The following is a 21,519-nucleotide window of genomic DNA, read 5'->3' on the forward strand; positions in this document are numbered from 1 at the left end:
GGGGCGCGTGCAGTTCAACCCAATGGCCGCACACAAGCATTGAAACCTCGGTCGTTCACGTTTAACTGATTAGATAGAAAGGCTCACTCTCATGAAGAAACTGCTGATCGCCACCGTTGTCGGCGTCCTTTCCTCGACGTTGCTGCTGACCGGCACCGATGCGCTCGCCCAGGGCGGCACGTCGACGGCCAAGCCGGCCGCCAAGCCGAAGGCACCTGCGCCGAAGCGCCGCCTGATCAAGCGCAAGCCGAACCCCGCGAAGGAAGCGAAGGTCGATCCGATTCCGGACGGCTCGGAAAAGTGGTCCTGTAACGAAGGTCTGTCGTTCATGCTTCAGGGCGACATGAAGCGCGACCAGATCGTGACGGTTCACTGGGGCAACAAGAATTACCGACTGCCGCGCGAAGTGACCACCACGGGCGCAGACCGTTTCCACGACGCCGCCAGCGGTCTGGACCTCGTCGTCATCCCGGCCAAGGCCATGCTGTTCTCGGACAAGGACAGCTCGCGTCTCGCCGACGAATGCAAGACGCTGGCCATGGAACAAGGCTCGCCGGCGCCGACGCAGGCCAACGCGCTGAACCGCGCAGGCACCGGCGCTGCTGCACCGGTGGGCGCAAGCCAGTAAGCGGAGCGCCTCGAGCGACTCAACGGAAAGCCACGATGTCCGCGCCGATTTCCAACGTCCGCCCCCAGCCGGACCACGTACTGACCGACATGGTCGATTACGTGCTGGATTACCGTCTCGACAGCGCGCTCGCGCTGGAGACGGCGCGTCATTGCCTCATCGACACGCTCGGCTGCGGACTCGAAGCGCTCTCCTACCCTGCCTGCACCAAGCTGCTAGGCCCGGTCGTGCCCGGCACGATCGTGCCCCACGGCGCGAAGGTGCCCGGCACGCCATTCCAGTTGGACCCCGTTCAGGCCGCCTTCAACATCGGCGCGATGATCCGCTGGCTCGACTTCAACGACACGTGGCTCGCCGCCGAGTGGGGCCATCCGTCGGACAACCTGGGCGGCATCCTCGCCACGGCCGACTGGCTTTCGCGCACCGCCGTAGCCGCGGGCAAGCCGCCGCTCGTCATGCGCGACGTGCTGGTCGCCATGGTGAAGGCGCACGAGATCCAGGGCTGCATCGCGCTGGAAAACTCGTTCAACAAGGTCGGCCTCGACCACGTGCTGCTCGTGAAGGTGGCTTCCACCGCCGTGGTCGGCCAACTGCTCGGCCTCACGCGCGACGAACTGATCAACGCCGTTTCGCTCGCCTTCGTCGACGGCCAGGCGCTGCGCACCTATCGGCATGCGCCGAACACCGGTTCGCGCAAGTCGTGGGCCGCGGGCGACGCCACCTCGCGCGCCGTGCGTCTCGCGCTCATCGCGAAGACCGGCGAGATGGGCTACCCGTCGGTGCTCACCGCGAAAACGTGGGGCTTCTACGACGTGCTCTTCAAGAGCAATCCGTTCCGCTTTCAGCGTCCGTACGGCTCGTACGTGATGGAGAACGTGCTCTTCAAGATCTCGTTTCCCGCCGAATTCCACGCCCAGACCGCAGCCGAAGCGGCCATGGCGCTGCACGGCCAGTTGCAGTCGCTGGGCCGTTCCGTCGACGACATCGCGAAGATCACGATCCGCACCCACGAGGCCGCGATCCGCATCATCGACAAGCAAGGGCCGCTCGCCAACCCGGCGGACCGCGACCACTGCATCCAGTACATGGTCGCCGTGCCGCTCATCTTCGGCCGGCTCACGGCGGCGGATTACGAAGACAGCGTGGCCGCCGACCCGCGCATCGACGCCCTGCGCGCGAAGATGCAATGCGTGGAAGACCCGCAGTTCACGAAGGATTATCACGACCCGGACAAGCGCTCCATCGCCAATGCGTTGACCATCGAGTTCACCGACGGCACGACGCTCCCCGAAGTCGTGGTCGAATACCCCATCGGCCACAAGCGCCGCCGCGCCGAAGGCATCCCGCTGCTCGTCGAGAAGTTCAGGACGAATCTGGCGCGCCGCTTCCCGGGCAAACAGCAGCAGGCAATTCTCGACGCGTCGCTCGATCAGGCCCGGCTCGAAGCCATGCCGGTCAACGAGTACGTCGATCTGTACGTCATTTGAGTTCGCATTTGAACGTGTACCAGGCAAACGTGTAGCAATGTCATTTCCGCGATTAAACGAAGGAAAACACCATGGCCCATAACCTCCACAAAACGCTCAAGGAATTCGACAGCGGTTCCGGCAAAGGGAAGTTCTACTCCCTGCCGCAACTCGGCAAGGCGCTCGGCGTGAAGATCGAGCGGCTGCCGGTCTCCATCCGCATCGTGCTCGAGTCGGTGCTGCGCAACTACGACGGCAAGAAGATCGCGGAAGAACACATCGAACAGCTCGCGAAGTGGAAGCCGAACGCCGCGCGCGTGGACGAAATTCCGTTCGTCGTCGCGCGCGTCGTGCTGCAGGACTTCACCGGCGTGCCGCTGCTCGCCGACATCGCGGCCATGCGCGGCGTCGCGAACCGCGCCGGCAAAGACCCGAAGGCGATCGAGCCGCTCGTGCCGGTGGATCTCGTGGTCGACCACTCGGTGCAGATCGACTACTTCCGCCAGAAAGACGCGCTCGATCTCAACATGAAGCTGGAATTCCAGCGCAATAACGAGCGCTACCAGTTCATGAAGTGGGGCATGCAGGCATTCGACACGTTCAAGGTCGTGCCGCCGGGCGTGGGCATCGTCCACCAGGTGAACCTCGAATACCTCGCGCGCGGCGTGCACAAGAAGGCCGATAACGGCGACACCGTCTACTACCCGGACACGCTCGTCGGCACCGACAGCCACACGACGATGATCAACGGCATCGGCGTGGTGGGCTGGGGCGTGGGCGGCATCGAAGCCGAAGCCGGCATGCTCGGCCAGCCGGTGTACTTCCTCACGCCGGACGTGGTGGGCGTGGAACTGAAGGGCAAGCTGATCGAAGGCGTAACGGCTACCGACCTCGTGCTCACCATCACCGAAATGCTGCGCAAGGAGAAGGTGGTCGGCAAGTTCGTCGAATTCTTCGGCGAAGGCACGAAGTCGCTCTCGCTGCCGGACCGCGCGACCATCGGCAACATGGCGCCCGAGTACGGCGCGACCATGGGCTTCTTCCCGGTGGACGAAAAGACCATCGACTACTTCAAGGGCACGGGCCGCACCGAAGCCGAAATTGCCGCCTTCGAGAACTACTTCAAGGCGCAGCAGCTCTTCGGCATTCCGAAGGCCGGCCAGATCGACTACACGAAGACGCTCACGCTCGACCTGGCCACGGTGGCGCCCTCACTGGCAGGTCCGAAGCGTCCGCAGGACCGCATCGAGATTGGCCACGTGAAGTCGACCTTCACCGACCTGTTCTCGAAGCCCGTCGCTGAAAACGGCTTCGCGAAGAAGGCCGACGACCTGAACACCGAATACACCACCTCGGACGGCGTCAAGGTGAAGAACGGCGACGTGCTGATTGCCGCCATTACGTCGTGCACGAACACGTCGAACCCGAGCGTGCTGCTCGCCGCCGGCCTGCTCGCGAAGAAGGCCGTGGAAGCCGGCCTCACGGTGGCCCCGCACATCAAGACGTCGCTGGCGCCGGGGTCGCGCATCGTCACCGAATACCTGACGAAGACGGGCCTCCTGCCGTACCTCTCGAAGCTCGGCTTCGAAGTGGCGGCCTACGGCTGCACGACCTGTATCGGCAACGCGGGCGACCTCACCCCGGCGCTCAACGAAGCCATCACGAAGAACGACATCGTCGCGGCTGCGGTGCTGTCGGGCAACCGCAACTTCGAAGCGCGCATTCACCCGAACATCCGCGCGAACTTCCTCGCTTCGCCGCCGCTCGTCGTGGCCTACGCGATTGCGGGCAACATCACGCGCGACCTCATGACCGAGCCGGTCGGCAAGGGCAAGGGCGGCCGCGACATCTACCTCGGCGACATCTGGCCGTCGAGCGACGAAGTCAACGCGCTGCTCAAGTTCGCGCTGGACGCCGACGCGTTCCAGAAGAACTACGCGCAGCTCACGAAGAAGGGCGACCTGTGGAGCAAGATCGAGGGCGAGGCGGGCCAGGTCTACGACTGGCCGAAGTCCACCTACATCGCGGAGCCGCCGTTCTTCGGCAAAGACTTCTCGATGCAGCCGGCCGCTTCGATTCCGACCGTCAAGGGCGCACGCGCGCTCGGCATCTTCGGCGACTCGGTGACGACGGACCACATCAGCCCCGCAGGCTCGATCAAGGAAGACTCGCCCGCAGGCAAGTGGCTGAAAGAAAACGGCGTGCAGAAGGCCGACTTCAACAGCTACGGCTCGCGCCGCGGCAACCATGACGTGATGATGCGCGGCACCTTCGCGAACGTGCGCATCAAGAACCTCATGATCCCGGCCAAGGCGGACGGCACGCGCGTGGAAGGCGGCCTGACGATCCACCAACCGAGCGGCGAACAGATGTCGATCTACGACGCCGCCATGAAGTACATCGCCGAAGGCACGCCCACCGTGGTGCTGGCAGGCGAGGAATACGGCACGGGTTCGTCGCGCGACTGGGCCGCGAAGGGCACGCAGCTGCTGGGCGTGAAGGCCGTGGTGGCGCGCAGCTTCGAGCGCATCCACCGCTCCAACCTCGTGGGCATGGGCGTGCTGCCGCTGCAGTTCAAGGGCGCGGACAGCATCCAGTCGCTCGGCATCACCGGCGATGAAACGTTCGACGTCGAAGGTCTGGGCGACAACTTCAAGCCGCAACAGGAAGTGACGCTCGTGATCAATCGCAAGGACGGCACGCAACAACGCGTGGCGGTGCTGCTGCGTATCGACACGCCGATCGAGGTGGACTACTACAAGCACGGCGGCATTCTGCCGTTCGTGCTGCGCCAGCTGCTCGCCGCGTAAGCGTTTTGCAGGGGCTGCGCCCCCGCGCGGGGTGCAGCCAGTTCTTGAAGCCCGACTCAGTCGGGCTTTTTTTTCGTGCGTCTTTTAGTGGGTCGACTGGCGGTGAATCCCGCCGCAGTGACCTCGACGCGCTCAACTGCCGGGAAAATCCCCGAACGGATTGCCGGCGTCCTTCTTTTCCGTCGCGAGGTTGTATTCGGCGCGCACCGCCTTCAACACGGCTTCGATGTCGCGCTCGAAACCGGCTGCGTTGCCGAAATGCTTCATGGTCCAGTTGCAGCCCGTCGCGTCGGGCTCCTGCAACTGGGGACGCGGCACGCTGATCTTCACGCCCTCATCGGCGATGTTGTGAAGCCGGCCGAGGCGCCGGGTCACTTCTTCCTGCAAGCGCGAAGCGTTGAGCATTTTGCGTTGCATCGGGCTCTCCTCCTTACTGGGGCAACGGGAAGTCTAGCCTGAGCCCGCAACGCCAGGCGCATCGACGTAGGGCGACCCACGCGCTGCCGCCTTATGCCACACGCCCTTCGGACCACGCCGCTTCGAGCTTCGCCGCAACTCGGTCCACGATCGCCTTGCGCTGCGCGAACAGCGCGGCCCCGCGCTCGCGCGCCTCAGCCACCACCGCGGCGGGTGCCGTGTCCGGCCGCCCTGCGTTGAAAGGCGGCGCCGGCGCGTATTCGAGCTGCAGCTGCACGGCCTGGGCGGTGTTCTCGTCCACGAGTTCGCTCGCCAGCGTCAGCGCGAAATCGATGCCGGCCGTCACACCGCCGCCCGTGAAAAGGTTGCCGTCGCGCACCACGCGCTCGCGCACGGGAATCGCGCCCAGCGGCTCCAGCAGTTCGTGGAAGGCCCAGTGCGTGGTGGCGCGCCGCCCGCGCAGCAAACCCGCCGCACCGAGCACCAGTGCGCCCGTGCAGACCGAGGTCACGAAGCGAGCGGCGCTCGCTTGCCGGCGCAGGAAGTCCAGCACCTCGGCATCCTCCATCAGCGCGCCCACGCCCGCGCCGCCGGGCACGCAGATGACGTCGAGCGGCGGACACGCATCGAACGTGGTATCCGGCACGAGCACAAGACCGCTGCTGGACGTGAGCGGCGCGCGGTCCTTCCAGACAAGATGGACGGCGGCGTCGGGCAGCGACGCGAACACGTCGTACGGACCTGTCAGGTCAAGCTGCTGCACGCGGGGAAACACCAAAAGACCGATCTGTAGCGACATGGCGAACCTCTTTTTCAAGCGATGGATGGACAGAACCGACTCTACGCCGCGACCGTATGGCAGTATTGCCATATAACCCTCGGTTTTCGCCAACCTGCGGTTCAGACGGCGCTTCGCTCCGCGCCGCCACCAAGAGGCCGCCAAGAAACCGCCACAAAGCCACCGCCATCACACCGCCCGCCATGCCGACCCAACCACCACCCGCCGAAGCCAACCCGCCGTCCGCCCCGCGCACCATCGACCTGCTCGCCTTCCCCGACGTGCAGTTGCTCGACGTCACCGGGCCATTCCAGGTGTTCGCCTCCGCGAACGAACTCTCGCGTGCCGCCGGGTTGCCGCTGCCGTACGCGCCTCGCGTGATCGCGGCGCAGCCGGGCACGGTGGTGTCGTCGGCGGGGCTTGGGCTTGGGGCGTCGCCGTTGCCCGAAGCAAGCGGGCCGTGCGACACGCTGATCGTCGCCGGCGGCAACGGCGTCTACGCCGCCTCGCGGGACACGGCGCTCGCCAACTGGGTTCGCGAACGCGCGGGGCACGCACGCCGCGTTGCATCGGTCTGCACGGGCGCGTTCCTGCTCGCGGCAGCCGGCCTGCTCGACGGACGCCGCGTGGCCACGCACTGGACGCGCTGCACGGAACTGGCCGACCGCTTTCCCGCCGTGCGCGTGGAGCCCGATCCCATCTTCGTGCGCGACGGCGCCATCTGGACGTCGGCCGGCGTCACGGCCGGCATCGACCTCGCGCTGGCGCTAGTGGAAGACGACCTGGGCGGACAGCTCGCGCTCGACGTGGCCCGGCATCTCGTGGTGTTTCTCAAGCGCCCGGGCGGCCAGGCGCAGTTCAGCACGGCGCTCTCGTTGCAAAAGGAGAAAGGCGAGCGCTTCGCCGAGTTGCACGCGTGGATGGCCGAGCACCTCGCTTCGGACCTCACGGTCGCGGTGCTCGCCGCCCGCGCCGGCATGAGCGAGCGCAGCTTCATGCGGCATTACCGCGAGCAAACCGGACTCACGCCCGCCCGAGCCGTGGAGCAGATGCGCGTGGAGGCGGCACGCCGCTTGCTGAGCGCAACACAGCTGCCGGTCAAGCGCATTGCGGCGCGCTGCGGATTCGGCAGCGAAGAAACCCTGCGGCGCAGCCTGATGCGCGCCATCGCCGTGACGCCCCAGGCCTACCGCGAACGGTTCGCCGCAGAACAGCCGCCGACCGTATCCCGATCCCGGCCAGCGCCTGCTGCCGCTGCCCACACCGCTGCCCACACCACCGCGCAGACCGACCAACCGACACAAACGACGTGACAAGACACCGCACAATCTCCCGACGTGCCCTCGCGAACCTATCTCCCCTGCATTACGCGGTAAGATGGCGTGCCGATTGCTCGCACGTTCTGCCTCCGGCCGCCCGGCGCCCATCGCGAACCGCATGAAGATTCATATTGGCGTCGCAGTACGGATGGCTGAATACCGCCTCGCCCTGCGTCCCGCGTTGCCGCCCATTGCTTTCTCGTGGCGTGCCGGGACATGGGATTTACCCAACCCTCTCCTTGGGAACAGCGGATGGAACTAGAGCCCGCCCAGAAACGCCAACCGGTATGGCCGTTTTCGCCGAGCCTGCTCTGGCTCCTCGGCCCGGCGGGGTTGATCGCCGTGAGTGCGCTCATTGCGACGGAAGGCGCCGCGCACGCGCTTTCCAGCACGTTGACGTGGATCGGCTACGCCTGCGGCCTGTGCGCCGCCTTTGCCGTCTGCTACACGATTGCGGCCACCGTGCTGCTGCCGCGTTTCTTCGCGAGACCCCGGGCCGCGCCCACGCATTACCCGCCTGTCACGGTGGTGAAGCCGCTGCACGGGCATGAATATGCGCTGCTCGAAAATCTGGAAGGCTTCTGCGCGCAGGACTATCCGGCGCCGGTGCAATTCCTGTTCGGCGTGCATGACCGCAACGACCCGGCGCTCAAAACGGTGGAAGCGTTGCGCGCGCTGCATCCGCAGGCCGACATTGGCGTCGTGATCGATTCGCGGCTCTACGGGCCGAATCGCAAGATCAGCAACACGGTGAACATGCTCCCGCACGCGCGGCACGACGTGCTGGTGTTCGCGGACAGCGACGTCGGCGTGAACACCCATTACCTGCGCGACGTGGTGGGCGAGTTGCAGCGGCCCGGCGTCGGGCTCGTGACGTGCGCCTATCGCGGCGAGCCGGACCCCGGCTTCTGGCCACGTTTGTCGGCGAACGCCACCAACTACCAGTTCCTGCCGGGCGTAGTGGTGGGGCTCGCGCTGGGTCTCGCGAAGCCCTGTTTCGGCCAGACCATTGCGATGCGGCGCGACACGCTCGAGGCGATCGGCGGCTACCTGCCGTTCGCGCACCATCTGGCCGAAGACCACGCGATCGGCGAAGCGGTACGCGCCACGGGCCAGACCGTAGCGATTCCGCCCGTTGCCGTCACGCATGCCTGTGCCGAAACCACGTTCGGGCGGCTCGTCTCGCACGAACTGCGCTGGAGTCGCACGATCCGCGCCGTGGACCCTGCGGGACACCTCGGCTCGGCGCTCACGCATCCGCTGCCGTTCGCGCTTGTTGCGCTTGCGCTGGCGGGCGGGGCGGCGTGGTCGTGGGCACTCGTGGCGGCGGCGCTCGTGGTGCGTTTCGCGCTGAAGCTCCAGGCGGACCGCACCTTGCGGCAACCCTGCCGCGATCTCTGGCTGCTGCCGCTGTGGGATATCCTCTCGTTTGCCATTTTTGTGGCGAGTTTCGGCTCGACACGCGTGATATGGCGGGGCGTCAGCTTCGAGGTGGACGGCAAAGGCCTGCTCTACCCGGTTCAGGACAAATGAGCCCGCAGTGAACCCGCAATGAGCCCCGCCCGACAGGCCGACGCAACGCCCGGCTGATGGAAACACCGAATGACTGAATTACTGCCCACGGATGCGGCATGAAGAAACACCTCGGCCGCATCGCGGCATTTGCCGGACTCGTTATTTCCCTTTGGCTTTTCTGGCGTGACAACCCCGGCGCCGTACTGGCGCTAATGCGCGCGGCAGGCCCAGGCCTCGTGCTCGCCGCGATCGTGCACGTGCTGCCGATGCTCGCCAACGCACGCGACTGGCAAACGCTGATCCGCGGCGCCAACCGTCCCAGCTTCGCGCGCATGCTGCAACTCGTCTGGATTCGCGAATCGGTGAACGGCATGTTGCCGGTGGCGCGCATTGGCGGCGAGATCACGTCGTTCCGGCTGCTGCGCCAGCGCGGTCTGCGCGCATCCACGGCGATGGCGAGCCTCGTGGTCGACATGCAGCTCACGCTCATCAGCCAGTTGCTGTTCACGATCGCCGCCATCGGCTATCTGGTGGCGCACACCGTGGGCGACTCGCTCCATCTGGCCACGAACCTGTTCTGGGGCACGCTTGCGCTCGCCCCGGTGCTCCTGCTGTTCGCGCTCGTGCAGCACGCGAATCCCTTCGAGCGTCTTTCGCAGCTGCTCAACCGTGTGGCCAGCGGACAGCTCACGGCGCTCGCCGGAAGTTCGGCGCATATCGACCGCGCCATCAAGCTCGTCTGGCGGCGGCACGGCGTGGTGCTGCGCTACGTGTTCTTCTGGCAGACGCTGCAATGCCTCGGCACCGCGCTCGAAATCTGGATTGCGGTGCACTTCCTCGGCGCGAACATCAGCTTCCTTGAAGCGGTAGTGATCGAATCGCTGATTCAGGCCGTGAGCAGCGCCGCGTTCTTCGTGCCGGGCGCACTGGGCGTGCAGGAAGGGGGATTCGTGCTGATCGGCTCGGCCTTCGGGCTGGACCCGGCCACCTCGCTCGCGCTGGCCGGCGCGCGGCGCGTGCGCGACCTGCTCATCTACGTGCCGGGGCTCTTCGCCTGGCAGTTCGCCGAATCGTCGGGCGGCCGGCGTTCGTATCGCACCCCGGCCGCCGCGATGGACGGGCGGCGCTGATCGCTACGTCGCGTCGCCTCGCGGCAGACGAGCCGGGCCCGTCCGCCGCCTCGCCGCAATCCTCTTACTCTTCGCGACCCAGCCCAAGCCCCGGCAGCGCCCGCGTGCCTTCCGCAGCCACCGCGTGCAGCAGATCCGGATCGACGTCGAGCGCGCGCAGAATCGTCGGCGCCACCTGCGTGGTCAGCACGTAGTCCGGATTCGTGCGGCCGGCGTGGTGCAGACCCGGGAATGACACGACGAGGCCCAGGTGGCTGTCGTCGGGCGCGTTGCCGCCGTGCTCTTCGTCCTTCTTCTTGCTCGACGTGTAGATCACGCCCGGATTCGGTTGCACGACGATGTCCGGCGTGCGGCCCAGCGACGGGTCGCCGAACTTCGCCTTCACGCTCTGTCCGTACAGGATGTACGCCTGCGGACCGTCCGCGCAGATGCCGGGCGCGTTGCAGCTCAGGTTGTCCTGGAGCGTTTTCACCACGGCGTTCAGCTGGCTCGGGTCGCGCAGCCAGACGAGGCCCACGTCGTCGGTCTGCACGAAGCCCGTGCCCACCAGACCGCTTCCGTCATTGAGGTTGCCGGTCTTCGTGTTGGCCTGGCCGAAGTTGCCGTTCGGGTCCAGATAGTTGTTGGCTTCGAGCAGCGCCGTCAGCGTGTCGCCGTTCTTCACGAGCTTCGTGTGATCCGTAGGCGACTGGCCGTGCTTGGCCGTCACAATGACGAGCGTCGACGAATAGAGGTTGCGCTGCTTCAGTTCATCGACAATGCGGCCCAGCGACTTGTCGAGGTACGCCACGGCGTCCGCCACCTGCGGGCCCGGCGTGAAGCTCGCGTCCAGATACCCGCCGCCCTTGGCGACTACCGCCTTCTGCGCAACGCTGAGCGTCTGGAAGTTCGTGCCGAACAGCGTGGGGACGGACGCATTCGTCTTGCCCGTGGAGTCCTTGCCGTCGATCTCGTTGATGAGCGCGGCCACGTGGAAGTCGTCGAACTGCTCGGTGTGCTTGTAGGTGTCGGTGTAATCGGAACCGGTGGCGGGGTCGATGGAATTGATTTCCGTGCGAGCCAGGTCATCCACGCCGTTGCCCGACGGACCGTTCAGCCAGTCGTAGCCCCACGCGTGCTTGTCTGCCCATGCGGTTCGCGCGCCACGAACGTGCTGCTTCACCACCTCGAACACGGTGTTCGTCTTGACGTAGTTGTGCGGATACACGGGCGTGCACACACCGTTGATCTTCGCGTTCGGAATAGCCTGCGGATTGAAGGCACCGCCGCCATCGAGGTGAACGAGCGCGCCGCCATTCTCGGCATCGATGCCCGTCGTTTCATCGAACACGACGTTCCAGCCTTGCTTGCCCTGGCATTGCGTGTCCGAGGGCGCGTAGAGCGTGCGGTCGTAGGAGACGTCGTAGAAGAGGCCCGCGGTCTTCGGCGAACCACCGGTCACGAGCGCGGCGAGGCCAGGAAACGAATCGGAAAGGCCCGGCGTGTGAGCGTTGGTGTACGTCACGCCTGACTGAGCGAGCAACGCGAGGTTCGGGCAGGTATTGCCGGCAACGCAGCGGGCCACGTCCTGCTGGTGTAGACCGTCGAAGCTGATGAGAAGCACGTGCTTCACCTGCCTCGCTTCGTGGTGCTCATGCTGCTCGTCCTGAGCAGCATGAGCGGATTGCATGCCCGCGAGCCCAAGGGCTATCGCGCTGGCCGCGGCTACCGCAGAGCGCTTCCATGTCCGTTCCATTCGTCACCTCGTTCGTTATTGGTAGAACTATTGGGAACATCTCCGACCGAGGTGCCAATCTGCATGGCCATTACGTCCCGTGGATGAAGCGGGACTTTCAATTACATTCTCTTACAAGTTATTTCGTGATCCGTATTGCCTCTGCGTTGGCAGAAGCTCTGCACACAAAAAAGCCAGTGCAGGCGCTAACCTGCACTGGCTTGCTTGACTTCGACGATCGAGCGGCGCGCTCAGATCATGAGTCGCGACACCTTCGTCCCTTCAAGCGAGATGCCCGCCATCAAACCCGCATTGGTGAGCACGAACGCTTCAACGGGGCTCATGGCCGTCGATGTGTCCAGATTGCCGTTGGCGCCGATCTTCGCGAGCGCAACCGTTGCATCCGCACCCGCCGACCAGCCCTGGCTCTTGAGGAAGCTGTCCAGCGCTTCCTGCGTCATGAACGCGAAGACGAGTGCCTTCGACTGCGCGCCGATCTGCAATCCGAACGAACCGCCCAGCGTGCTGTAGTAGCCCGTGGTCTGGTCGCCCACGCGCAGCGCGCCTTCGCCGTACTGTGCGCCGAACCAGAAGCCGGCCGCGATGACCGACGGAAACACCAGCACGCCGCGCGACTTCGCGACCAACTCCTGCGAACCGTGGACCGTGCTGTAGAGGCGTGCCAATGTGGCGTCCACGCCTGCGTTGATGTTGGCACGCTTCTCGGTGTTGTCGGCCTGCGTGTTGCCGGTGCCTGGCGGCGTGGTGGTGCAGCCGGCCAGTGCAAGGGCGCCTGTTGCCAGCATGGCGCTGGAACCCGTGATGAACTGACGTCGACGCATGGGCATGGGTGCTTTCCTCCGACGAGTAATTGTTGATTGAATGTTCGCGAACGTTGCCGCGTGTCCAGTTGGACAACTACGACGCGGAAAGTTGCCTCCAGAGCCGCTCGCTCTCTTCGTCTGCGGGCATGTAGACGAGCAGGCGCACGCCGTTCTGCGCCGCGGACCACCAGTTGGTCTGCTGCATGCTGTACACGCCCACCGAGGCATGACGGAACCGCTTCACGTGGTTCTCGATGCCGACTACCTGATGGCGCGGCCACAACTCGCGAAACTCCGCGGACACATTCATGTAGCGCTGCAACTGCCTTTCCCAGGCCGGGTCCTGCATGTGCTCGGCCATCGCGGCGCGAAAGAGCGCCACCATGCGGTCGAGCGCTTCGTCGCAGTCACCGAGGCACGCGCGCCACGTCGGGTGCGTCAACGCGAGGTAAAGGCAGTTGCGATCTTCAGGCGGGATGGTCGCGAGATCGATGCCGACGAGCCTGCAATATCCCGCGTTGAAACCGATAATGTCGAACCGCGCGCTTTGAATCACCGCCGGAAACGGGTTCATCTGATCGAGCACGCGCTGCCACGCCTCCGAAAGCCTTTCGCAGGACGGCTTCGTGGTCACCGAGGCCGGCCGCGTCACGCCAGCAAGCGTGAAGAGATGGCGCGTTTCGGTCTCGCTGCACTGCAGGGCGGCCGCTACAGCGTCCAGCACCTTCGCGGATACGCGAATCGGGCGCCCCTGCTCGAGCTTCGTGTACCAGGTAATGCCGATGCCCGCGAGCTGCGCCACCTCCTCGCGGCGCAGACCCGGCGTGCGGCGCCGGCCGATGCGCGGCAGCCCGAGCCGCGCGGGGTCCAGACTCTCGCGCCGGGCCCGCAGGAAGCCGGCCAGCTGCAGCAGGCGGTTCGTATCGACGATATCGCCCTCGTCCGGCGAATCGGCGAGGAACAGTTCCGGCGTGGCATTCATTCGAGGTCGCTCCATCGTAGCCTGACACAACTTATACCAGTCTAAACAAACTCTGGTACCAGTCTAAAACGCTCTCCATACTAGCTTTCCAAACGCATTGAAGGAAGGCTTTCGATGACCGCGCAGAATCCTCACCCCAAGCTCAGCCAGCTTGGACTATTCGTGCTGCTGGCTGGCCAGCTGCTTCCGCAAATCGATTTTTCGATCGTCAACGTGGCGCTCGACGCCGTTGCCCATTCGCTGCATGCCACCGAAACCGGGCTCGAACTCATGGTGGCCGCCTACGGCGTGGCGTTCGCCGTGTGCCTCGCGATGGGCGGCAGGCTGGGCGACAACTTCGGCCGGCGACGCATTTTCAACATCGGCGTGCTGCTGTTCGGCATTTCGTCGCTGCTGTGCGGGCTCGCCAATTCGATGGCGCTGCTGCTCGCGGCGCGCGCGTTGCAAGGCGTGGCTGCAGCGCTGCTCGTGCCGCAGATTCTCGCCACCATCCACGTGAGCCTCAAAGGCCACGCCCATTCGCGCGCCATCGGGTTCTACGGCGCCATCGGCGGGCTCGCGTTCATCGTGGGGCAGGTGCTGGGCGGCTTTCTCGTGTCGGCCAACATTGCGGGCAGCGGCTGGCGCAGCGTGTTTCTCATCAACCTGCCGGTGTGTGCGGCCATTCTCGCGTGCTCGCGGTGGATTCCGGAAACACGCCGCGATCACGCCGCAGGTATCGACCGTCCCGCCACGCTGCTGCTCGCGCTGGTGATTCTCGCCATCCTGCTGCCGCTTTCGATGGGCCCTTCGCTGCACTGGTCAGCGCCGTGCATCGCGCTGCTCGTCGCGGCGGTGCCGCTCATCGTGCTGCTGTGGAAGACGGAGCTGGTCCAGGAACGCCGCGGAATATCGCCGCTGCTGCCGCCCACGCTGTTGCGCCTGCCTAGCGTGCGCTTTGGCCTTGTCGTCGCGATCCTGTTCTTCTCGTGCTGGAGCGGCTTCATGTTCGTGCTCGCGCTCACGCTCCAGGCGGGCGCGGGGCTCTCGCCGGTTCACTCGGGCAATACGCTGATCATGCTGGGCGGCTCGTACTTCGTCGCGTCGCTCTTCACCGCACGGGCCGTCACAAAGTTCGGACGCACTCAGACGTTGATGCTGGGCTGCGCGATCCAGATGCCGGGCCTGCTCGCACTGATCGCGACACTGCATGAGGTGTGGCCTCACCCGGGCATTCTGAATCTCGCACCGGCCACGATGCTGATCGGTGCCGGCCAGGCGTTCATCGTGAGCAGCTATTACCGCATCTCGCTCACAGACGTGCCGCACGAACAGGCGGGCGCCGGCAGTGCCATGCTGGCCACGGTGCAACAAGCGTCGTTCGGGCTGGGCTCTGCGGCCCTGGGTGCTGTGTTCGCGCAGACGCTCCACCATTCCGGCCTGTATCTCGATGCCGCAACGGCGAGTCTCGTCGCGGAGTTCTGCGTAATGCTCGTGCTGGTGGCCTGCGCCGCGGTGTATCGCAACCATGATCGAAACGCGGGCATCAACGTGGCCGTGAACGTGGCGCAGGTGCCCGTGGACTGACGACGTGCGTGCCGCTGCCTGGTTGCCTGGTTGTGCGTGTACCGCGCACAACGGGCGTTCAAAGCTGCTTGTGATAGAACGTCGTCGCACAGAACGTGCCGTCGGGCATGAGCGCGTAGTTCGGCACCGTTCCCACGCGCTCCCATCCGGCGCGCTGATAGAGGCGCTCGGCATCGCCGCCGGTCACGGTGTCGAGCACAAGCACCGTCTTGCCCGCTTCGCGCGCCGCATGGTCCACGGCGGCCATCAACTGTTGCGCAACGCCGCGGCGGCGCGCCTTGCGATGCACGAGCATCTTCGCCACGTCGGCACGATGCGGCTGATTCTCGGGCTGCGCGAGAATCAACTGCACCGTACCGACGATCTCGCCGTCCTCGCCTTGCGCCACGAGCAACACGCGCTCGTTGCGCGCCACGCCTTCGGCCACGTCGCGCCAGAACGCGATGGCCTTGTCGCGAGACAGCGGCCACATGAAACTCACCGACGCCCCGCCCGCCACGCAGTCGATCAACACATCGGCCAGCGCCTCGACGCATGCCGCGCTTTCGTTGGCCCCGACTCGCATCACCGTTACGTTCGCGCTCATCCGTTTCTCCGTGTGGGCATGGAGGCAAGCGTGGTCAGCGCCACGAGGTAGCGTGCGGGCTTGCGCGTAGGGTTGCGAAACACCGTGGGCCAATCCACCCGCATCGCGAGGCAGTCACCCGCTTCAAGACGCCAGCGCTCTTCGCCCAGCGTGATTTCCATCGCCCCTTCGATCACCCACACCTGCTGATTGATCTCGACTTCGCGTGCCCCCGTGTCGTACGCCACGCGTTTGCCGGCCGGAAAGTGCACCTCGACGAGTTGAATGGGCGAACGCATAGCCGGCGACAAATGGCGGCGCACGTAGCCGGAGCCGGGATCGGTCCATACCGTCTGCGCGCGTGCGCGTGAGACGGGCGACGGTTCGTCCTGCGTAGCCGCGCTTTCTTCGAACAACGACGCAAGCGTGACGCCGAACGCCGTGGCCAGCTTGTCGAGCACCACCGCCGTGGGACTGCTTTCGCCGCGCTCGATCAGCGATATGTTCGAGCGGCTGACGCCGCTCAGTTCGGCGAGCGCGTCGAGTGAAAGGCCGTGCGCCGCGCGAAGTTCGCGCACGCGGGCCGCAATGAGTTCGGTGACGTCCATGCGTTCCAGTTTAATGGAAAATAAATCCACTATGAAGGAACCATAATTTGCGCGTTCGTGAGCGGCATGGATGTGCCGCTGCGCAAACGTCTAAGGAAAGCGGTTGACGGCGGTAGGCGATGAACGCGCACACGTCGTACGAATAAGGTTTGGCGAACGTGCGCAGTAGGTGCTTAAACCAGTTCGCCGTCGCGAGGAAAGGCTGTCTGCCTTGCCGCTGCGTGAATTTGCCCAGGAGGGGTAAATCATTCGCCATTGCTGCCGATAACGCAGGTCCAAAGCGTGGGGGACAACCGTGAAATTGCTTGCCAGTCTCGTCGTCGTGGCCGTCCTTGCGGGATGTGCCCAGCTCCAGGGACCGAATCAGGACGCCAGTGCGCGTACCGACATCCACACGCCTGCCGCGCCGCCAAAGCTCGTCGATTTCGTCATACCACCGGATGCTCTCGGCGCCCGCGATCCGCAGTTGACTTCGGTACTCACGAAGGTCGGCGCGCTCGCGTCGAAACAGTTGCAGCCCACGACGATTGTCGTTTCCGCGCTGCCGCAGGACTTTGCGTATCTGAACCAGTCCGTGAAGCGCGGCATTGCTTCGCAGCGGGCCGGGTCAGTGCGGATGGAAAACGTGGCCGTAGGCAGTTGCCAGCCCTACAGCATCCAGCTCAAACCGACCGAGTAACCGGAGGCCGACCTATGCTTCGATTCCTGATCTGCACGGCCACACTCGCATGCGGCACCGCATTCGCGGCCGACCCTGCAAACGTTAGCGCGCCGCCTTCACAGACGCAGGCCGCGTCAGGTGGCTCGTCGTCGGCCTTCGTCATCAAGCCGACCACGGCCGCCGCCGCGCCGAACCAGCTCTTTCCGCCGGTGCCGTCGCTCGCCTCGCTGCCGGGCTCGGGCTCGGCCAGCGACGACGAAGACACGTCGGCGCCGGTTGCCACCACAGGCTCGTCGCGTCGTTCGAAGAAATCGCGCCATGTGGTCGCGAAGAAGGCGCCGGAAGTCCAGGTGCGTGTCGTCGTCACCGACGAATCGCGCACGCAGCTTGCCGCGATGGAAAAGAAGCTGGACGCCGCGTTGCTGGAACGGCCGCACGACAAGCGGTCGGTTGCGACCGAAGGCGTTTCGGTCGCCATGACGCGCTGAGGGTGGAGGGTGGCCGTTCGTTAGCGGCAAGAAATCATCGACGGCAAGAAACCGTCAGGCAATATTGGGGGTCCCTGCCATGCAACACGTTCTGTTCGCGGCGAAGCGCTTCGCCGCATCCAGTCTCGTTTCGCTCGCCATGACCGTCGCCGTGCTGTCGCCCGCCGCCGCACATGCGGACGACAACCACGCGGACGACAACTGCTTCGAACGCGCCGGCACCTATCAAGGCGTGAACCCGCTCATCCTGCGCGCCATCGCGTGGTTCGAATCGAAGGGCAATCCGAATGCCGTGCATCGAAATGCGGACGGCAGCGTGGACGTAGGCCAGACGCAGATCAATTCCGTGCACTTCGGCGAGTTGCGCCGCTATGGCGTGCCGCCCAATGCGCTCAAGGACGCGTGCGTGAACATCTACGTAGCGGCGTGGATGCTCAAGCAGAAGATGATTCGCCACGGAAACACGTGGCAGGCGATTGGTGCCTACCACTCGGAAACGCCGCAGCTACGCGACCAGTACGCGCGCAACATTCATTCGGTACTGGTCTCGTGGGGGATGTCGGATTAAGCCTCCCCATCAAGCCTCCACATCCTCCAGACTGAAGATTTCGGTCTGGTCGTTATACGAGAAGATCTCCGCATAACGGCTCCAGTCGATCACCGTATCGAGCGTCTCCTCCGCCGCCTGGTCCGACAGGAAGTCTTCCAGCTCCTGCTCGAAGCGCACGCGCGGCGCGCGGTGCCCCGGCCGCTCGTTGAGCACCTTCCGGATGCGCGCCGCCAGCGGCACGTTGCGCAGCAGGTGCTCCGCGAACATCATCTTGCGCTCCTGCGTGCCGAACTCCGCGAACACCCGCCCCGGCGGCGTCAGGAACACGTCCCCCTCGCGCACGTCCGCAAACCCCAGGTGCTGCAGCATCTCCGCGATCGGAAACAGGTCGTCCACCTCCAGGTGCAGCGAGCGCGCAATCTCCGGCATGTCCGCCCGCCCGTGGTACGGCGGCATCGCCAGCGTCTCGATCAGCCCCGCCATCAGGTTCGTCGACACCTGCGGCAGCCAGCTGCCCAGCTCCAGCTCCTTCTTGCCCCAGCCGCCCGTCTGCCGCGCCGTCATCTTCGCGTAGATGTCGTCCACCAGCCGCCGGAACGCCGGGTCCAGCCGGTTGCGCGGATGTCTGAACGGCACCCTGATCTCCGCCAGCACCCGCCCCGGGTTCGACGACAGCACCAGGATCCGGTCGCACATGAACACCGCTTCCTCGATGTTGTGCGTCACGATCAGCACCGAGCGGATCGGCAGCCGACCCTGCGTCCACAGGTCCAGCAGGTCCGTGCGCAGCGTCTCGGCCGTCAGCACGTCCAGCGCCGAGAACGGCTCGTCCATCAGCAGCAGCGTCGGGTCCACCACCAGCGCACGCGCAAACCCCACCCGCTGCCGCATGCCCCCCGACAGCTCCCGCGGGTACGCGTTCTCGAACCCGTCCAGACCAATCAGGTCGATCGCCGCCAGCGCCCGCTCCCGGCGCTCGCGCGCCGCCACCCCGCGCGCCTCCAGCCCCGCCTCCACGTTCTGCAGCACCGTCAGCCACGGAAACAGCGCAAACGTCTGGAACACCATCGCCACGCCCTCGGCCGGACCCTTCAGCGGCCGCCCCAGGTACTCCACCTCCCCCGAGGTCGGCTCGATCAGCCCCGAGATGATGCGCAGCAGCGTCGACTTGCCCGAGCCCGAGCGGCCCAGCAGCCCCACGATCTCCCCCTCGCGCAGCGTCAGGTTCGCGTCGTCGAGCACCAGCAGCTCGCCCTGCGCCTTGTTGAAGCCACGGCTCACGTGCTTCACGCTCAGGATCTCGGCGCCCGGCACCGGCGCCACGTTCGCCGCAGCGGTCTGTCCGCCTGCGGCCGTTACAGTTTTCGGTTCCTGCATGATTCGCTCTCCGCTTCGCCCATTCAGTCGAGCCGCAGCCTCGACCCGGCGTACGCGTACAGCGGACGCCACAACAGCCGGTTGAACAGGGTGACGAACAGCGACATCACCGCCACCCCAAGGATGATCTTCGGGAAGTCCCCGTCGGCCGTGGTCTGCGCGATGTACGCCCCCAGCCCGTGCGCCACCAGCTTCGTGTCGCCCCACTGCACCGCCTCCGCGACGATGCTCGCGTTCCATGCCCCGCCCGAGGCCGTGATCGCCCCCGTGATGTAGTACGGCAGGATGCCCGGCAGCATCGCCTGGCGCCACCACTGCCAGCCGCGGATGCGGAAGTTTGTGGCCGCCTCACGGTAGTCGTTCGGGTAGGCGCTCGCCCCCGCCACCACATTGAACAGGATGTACCACTGCGTGCCCAGCACCACCAGCGGCGAGAGCCAGATGTCCGGGTTCAGGTGAAAGCGCACGATCGCCATCACGAACACCGGAAACAGCAGGTTGGCCGGAAACGCCGCGAGGAACTGCGCGAGCGGCTGGATCTTCTCGGCCAGCGCCGGGCGCAGCCCGATCAGCACGCCCAGCGGCACCCACACCAGCGACGACAGCGCGATCAGCACCACCACCCGCAGCAGCGTGATGAAGCCCAGCACGAACACGTGCAGCACCTCGTCCATGCCTACGCCCGTGTGCACGTACGCGATCACCCGGTACAGCACGTAGGCGGTGAGCAGCACCACGACGATGCCCCACACGATGTCGGCCGTGCGCGTGCCCAGCGTGCGCGTCACGCCGAACGGGTTGGGCCGCTCGAACGCGGGCAGCTTCAGCGGCACGCGCGCAAGGCGCGCCAGCAGCCAGCCGAACGGCACCAGCATGCGGTGGATCAGCCGCGTGCGCCGGATCAGGTCCAGCAGCCAGGAGCCGGGCGCCGTGCCCGAACTGGTGGTCTCCATGCGGAACTTGTCGGCCCAGGCCACCAGCGGGCGGAACAGCAGCTGGTCGTAGGCGAGGATCACCACCGTCATGGCGAGAATCACCCAGCCCACCGCGTGCAGGTTCTTCTGCGCGATGGCCTGCGCCAGGTACGCGCCGATGCCCGGCAGCGTGATGGTGCTGTTGCCCACCGTGATGGCCTCGGAAGCCACCACGAAGAACCAGCCGCCCGACATCGACATCATCATGTTCCAGATCAGCCCGGGCATCGAGAACGGCACCTCGAGCTTCCAGAAGCGCTGCCAGGCGGTCAGGTGAAAGCCGCGCGAGACCTCGTCCAGGTCGCGCGGCACGGTGCGCAGCGACTGGTAGAAGCTGAACGTCATGTTCCAGGCCTGGCTCGTGAAGATGGCGAAGATGGCCGCCAGCTCCGCACCCAGCACGCGCCCCGGAAAGAGCGCGAGGAAGAACGTCACGGTGAACGAGATGTAGCCCAGTACCGGCACCGACTGCAGGATGTCGAGCACCGGCACCAGCACCATGCCGGCGCGCCGGCTCTTGGCCGCCAGCGTGCCGTAGGTGAAGGTGAACGCCAGCGACGCCACCATCGCCGCGAGCATGCGCAGCGTGGTGCGCATGGCGTACTCGGGCAGCATCGACGGCTCCAGCACGATCGCCTGGGTCTGCAGCGTGGACATCGGCGCCAGCGTCTGGTGAAAACCGATCGCCGCCATCGCAATCAGGCACAGGATCAGCGGGAACGCCACAAAGTCCCAGCCGTTCGGCAGCAGCCGCCACGCCGACGCGTTCGCCGTGCGGTTCAGGTTGAAACGAAAATCCACCATGACTCAATAAAGACAATCGCCCAGGAACTGGCCACGCTGGCGTGGACTCGCGTCGAGCCCTCGCGGTTGCGTTTTGCCGGATCCTTGCTGCTGGCTGATGTTTTCCGCGAGAGTCCATACGCACGGAGCACGCGCTCAGGCAAGCGCGATACGTGCGAACGAACGGACTCGCAGCCGGACCATTCAGGCGACGCGGCACGCAAGCCAGCAAACAAGCATGCGAGCGCAACGCCAGATGGCGCGAATCAAAGGTGCACGGGGAGAATGACTGCGACGCGCACCGTCTGCCTGCTGGCAAGACGGCGGCCGGAAAAAGGGAGCGCGGACGTCTTGCCGGTCAGGC

General features: G+C 65.6%; 19 protein-coding genes. 10 read left to right on the plus strand and 9 right to left on the minus strand.

What is annotated here, in order from left to right:
- Positions 1–91: 91 nt before the first annotated feature.
- From PXJ20_RS27770 to acnA, 3 genes are all read left to right on the plus strand, one after another.
- Complete coding sequence (locus tag PXJ20_RS27770) at positions 92–628, plus strand: hypothetical protein (protein ID WP_017773235.1); 537 nt, start codon at positions 92–94, stop codon at positions 626–628.
- Between the two features lie 35 nt (positions 629–663).
- Positions 664–2,115, plus strand: a complete 1,452-nt coding sequence (locus PXJ20_RS27775; protein ID WP_421031451.1) for a bifunctional 2-methylcitrate dehydratase/aconitate hydratase — start codon at positions 664–666, stop codon at positions 2,113–2,115.
- A gap of 71 nt (positions 2,116–2,186) precedes the next feature.
- Positions 2,187–4,904 (plus strand): aconitate hydratase AcnA, encoded by a 2,718-nt coding sequence (gene acnA / locus PXJ20_RS27780; RefSeq protein ID WP_421031452.1) that lies wholly within the window; start codon positions 2,187–2,189, stop codon positions 4,902–4,904.
- A 132-nt stretch (positions 4,905–5,036) separates the two neighbouring features.
- On the opposite strand, the gene PXJ20_RS27785 is transcribed toward acnA, so the two are convergent.
- Both PXJ20_RS27785 and PXJ20_RS27790 read right to left on the minus strand, forming a co-directional pair.
- Complete coding sequence (locus PXJ20_RS27785; RefSeq protein WP_421031453.1) at positions 5,037–5,321, minus strand: hypothetical protein; 285 nt, start codon at positions 5,319–5,321, stop codon at positions 5,037–5,039.
- A 91-nt stretch (positions 5,322–5,412) separates the two neighbouring features.
- A complete protein-coding gene (locus PXJ20_RS27790) occupies positions 5,413–6,120 on the minus strand; it encodes a DJ-1/PfpI family protein (RefSeq protein ID WP_421031454.1) in 708 nt (235 codons plus the stop codon).
- Between the two features lie 182 nt (positions 6,121–6,302).
- Between PXJ20_RS27790 and PXJ20_RS27795 the strand changes: the two genes are divergently transcribed.
- From PXJ20_RS27795 to PXJ20_RS27805, 3 genes are all read left to right on the plus strand, one after another.
- Complete coding sequence (locus PXJ20_RS27795; protein ID WP_421031455.1) at positions 6,303–7,412, plus strand: GlxA family transcriptional regulator; 1,110 nt, start codon at positions 6,303–6,305, stop codon at positions 7,410–7,412.
- A gap of 258 nt (positions 7,413–7,670) precedes the next feature.
- Complete coding sequence (gene hpnI / locus PXJ20_RS27800; protein WP_017773229.1) at positions 7,671–8,951, plus strand: bacteriohopanetetrol glucosamine biosynthesis glycosyltransferase HpnI; 1,281 nt, start codon at positions 7,671–7,673, stop codon at positions 8,949–8,951.
- A 98-nt stretch (positions 8,952–9,049) separates the two neighbouring features.
- A complete protein-coding gene (locus tag PXJ20_RS27805; RefSeq protein ID WP_017773228.1) occupies positions 9,050–10,063 on the plus strand; it encodes a lysylphosphatidylglycerol synthase domain-containing protein in 1,014 nt (337 codons plus the stop codon).
- A 64-nt stretch (positions 10,064–10,127) separates the two neighbouring features.
- Here PXJ20_RS27805 and PXJ20_RS27810 read toward each other — a convergent pair whose 3' ends face one another.
- The 3 genes from PXJ20_RS27810 to PXJ20_RS27820 all read right to left on the minus strand — a co-directional run bounded on the left by PXJ20_RS27810 (position 10,128) and on the right by PXJ20_RS27820 (position 13,583).
- Positions 10,128–11,798 carry an alkaline phosphatase family protein gene (locus tag PXJ20_RS27810; RefSeq protein WP_421031456.1) on the minus strand — a complete coding sequence of 557 codons (1,671 nt, stop codon included), beginning with the start codon at positions 11,796–11,798 and terminating at the stop codon, positions 10,128–10,130.
- A 230-nt stretch (positions 11,799–12,028) separates the two neighbouring features.
- Positions 12,029–12,619, minus strand: a complete 591-nt coding sequence (locus tag PXJ20_RS27815) for a BPSL1445 family SYLF domain-containing lipoprotein (protein WP_126879322.1) — start codon at positions 12,617–12,619, stop codon at positions 12,029–12,031.
- A gap of 76 nt (positions 12,620–12,695) precedes the next feature.
- Positions 12,696–13,583, minus strand: a complete 888-nt coding sequence (locus PXJ20_RS27820) for a helix-turn-helix transcriptional regulator (protein ID WP_277599065.1) — start codon at positions 13,581–13,583, stop codon at positions 12,696–12,698.
- A gap of 114 nt (positions 13,584–13,697) precedes the next feature.
- Here PXJ20_RS27820 and PXJ20_RS27825 point away from each other — a divergent pair, with 114 nt between their 5' ends.
- Entirely contained in the window at positions 13,698–15,149 is a 1,452-nt protein-coding gene (locus PXJ20_RS27825) for an MFS transporter (protein ID WP_421031457.1), read from the plus strand.
- Positions 15,150–15,207: 58 nt separating this feature from the next.
- Here PXJ20_RS27825 and PXJ20_RS27830 read toward each other — a convergent pair whose 3' ends face one another.
- Positions 15,208–15,735, minus strand: coding sequence for a GNAT family N-acetyltransferase (locus PXJ20_RS27830; RefSeq protein ID WP_126879315.1), 528 nt, complete (start codon positions 15,733–15,735; stop codon positions 15,208–15,210).
- The gene (locus PXJ20_RS27835; RefSeq protein ID WP_421031458.1) at positions 15,732–16,322 is read right to left on the minus strand and encodes a helix-turn-helix domain-containing protein; all 591 of its coding nucleotides are present in this window, start codon (positions 16,320–16,322) and stop codon (positions 15,732–15,734) included. The genes PXJ20_RS27830 and PXJ20_RS27835 overlap by 4 nt, the downstream gene beginning before the upstream one ends.
- Before the next feature lie 301 nt (positions 16,323–16,623).
- Here PXJ20_RS27835 and PXJ20_RS27840 point away from each other — a divergent pair, with 301 nt between their 5' ends.
- The 3 genes from PXJ20_RS27840 (at position 16,624) to PXJ20_RS27850 (ending at position 18,039) form a co-directional block, all read left to right on the plus strand.
- On the plus strand, positions 16,624–17,001 hold the full coding sequence (locus PXJ20_RS27840) for a hypothetical protein (RefSeq protein ID WP_017773221.1): 378 nt from the start codon (positions 16,624–16,626) through the stop codon (positions 16,999–17,001).
- A 14-nt stretch (positions 17,002–17,015) separates the two neighbouring features.
- Positions 17,016–17,471, plus strand: coding sequence for a hypothetical protein (locus tag PXJ20_RS27845; protein ID WP_017773220.1), 456 nt, complete (start codon positions 17,016–17,018; stop codon positions 17,469–17,471).
- A gap of 139 nt (positions 17,472–17,610) precedes the next feature.
- Positions 17,611–18,039, plus strand: coding sequence for a lytic transglycosylase domain-containing protein (locus tag PXJ20_RS27850; protein ID WP_233411937.1), 429 nt, complete (start codon positions 17,611–17,613; stop codon positions 18,037–18,039).
- 9 nt (positions 18,040–18,048) lie between these two features.
- Here the strand turns inward: PXJ20_RS27850 and PXJ20_RS27855 are convergent, their stop codons facing one another.
- Together PXJ20_RS27855 and PXJ20_RS27860 are read right to left on the minus strand one after the other, a co-directional pair.
- Complete coding sequence (locus tag PXJ20_RS27855; RefSeq protein WP_421030543.1) at positions 18,049–19,398, minus strand: AAA-associated domain-containing protein; 1,350 nt, start codon at positions 19,396–19,398, stop codon at positions 18,049–18,051.
- 23 nt (positions 19,399–19,421) lie between these two features.
- Positions 19,422–21,176, minus strand: a complete 1,755-nt coding sequence (locus PXJ20_RS27860) for an ABC transporter permease (protein ID WP_421031459.1) — start codon at positions 21,174–21,176, stop codon at positions 19,422–19,424.
- Positions 21,177–21,519: the final 343 nt, after the last annotated feature.

This window comes from Paraburkholderia sp. A1RI_3L, assembly GCF_048957895.1.
GTDB lineage: Bacteria > Pseudomonadota > Gammaproteobacteria > Burkholderiales > Burkholderiaceae > Paraburkholderia > Paraburkholderia kururiensis.

Coding starts and splice junctions, on each gene's coding strand:
- acnA (WP_421031452.1), top strand. CDS start 2,187: ATGGCCCATAACCTCCACAAAACGCTCAAGGAATTCGACAGCGGTTCC.
- PXJ20_RS27855 (WP_421030543.1), bottom strand. CDS start 19,398: ATGCAGGAACCGAAAACTGTAACGGCCGCAGGCGGACAGACCGCTGCG.
- PXJ20_RS27825 (WP_421031457.1), top strand. CDS start 13,698: ATGACCGCGCAGAATCCTCACCCCAAGCTCAGCCAGCTTGGACTATTC.
- PXJ20_RS27830 (WP_126879315.1), bottom strand. CDS start 15,735: ATGAGCGCGAACGTAACGGTGATGCGAGTCGGGGCCAACGAAAGCGCG.
- PXJ20_RS27795 (WP_421031455.1), top strand. CDS start 6,303: ATGCCGACCCAACCACCACCCGCCGAAGCCAACCCGCCGTCCGCCCCG.
- PXJ20_RS27790 (WP_421031454.1), bottom strand. CDS start 6,120: ATGTCGCTACAGATCGGTCTTTTGGTGTTTCCCCGCGTGCAGCAGCTT.
- PXJ20_RS27775 (WP_421031451.1), top strand. CDS start 664: ATGTCCGCGCCGATTTCCAACGTCCGCCCCCAGCCGGACCACGTACTG.
- PXJ20_RS27850 (WP_233411937.1), top strand. CDS start 17,611: ATGACCGTCGCCGTGCTGTCGCCCGCCGCCGCACATGCGGACGACAAC.
- PXJ20_RS27815 (WP_126879322.1), bottom strand. CDS start 12,619: ATGCGTCGACGTCAGTTCATCACGGGTTCCAGCGCCATGCTGGCAACA.
- PXJ20_RS27785 (WP_421031453.1), bottom strand. CDS start 5,321: ATGCAACGCAAAATGCTCAACGCTTCGCGCTTGCAGGAAGAAGTGACC.
- hpnI (WP_017773229.1), top strand. CDS start 7,671: ATGGAACTAGAGCCCGCCCAGAAACGCCAACCGGTATGGCCGTTTTCG.
- PXJ20_RS27770 (WP_017773235.1), top strand. CDS start 92: ATGAAGAAACTGCTGATCGCCACCGTTGTCGGCGTCCTTTCCTCGACG.
- PXJ20_RS27805 (WP_017773228.1), top strand. CDS start 9,050: ATGAAGAAACACCTCGGCCGCATCGCGGCATTTGCCGGACTCGTTATT.
- PXJ20_RS27835 (WP_421031458.1), bottom strand. CDS start 16,322: ATGGACGTCACCGAACTCATTGCGGCCCGCGTGCGCGAACTTCGCGCG.
- PXJ20_RS27860 (WP_421031459.1), bottom strand. CDS start 21,176: ATGGTGGATTTTCGTTTCAACCTGAACCGCACGGCGAACGCGTCGGCG.
- PXJ20_RS27820 (WP_277599065.1), bottom strand. CDS start 13,583: ATGAATGCCACGCCGGAACTGTTCCTCGCCGATTCGCCGGACGAGGGC.
- PXJ20_RS27845 (WP_017773220.1), top strand. CDS start 17,016: ATGCTTCGATTCCTGATCTGCACGGCCACACTCGCATGCGGCACCGCA.
- PXJ20_RS27810 (WP_421031456.1), bottom strand. CDS start 11,798: ATGGAACGGACATGGAAGCGCTCTGCGGTAGCCGCGGCCAGCGCGATA.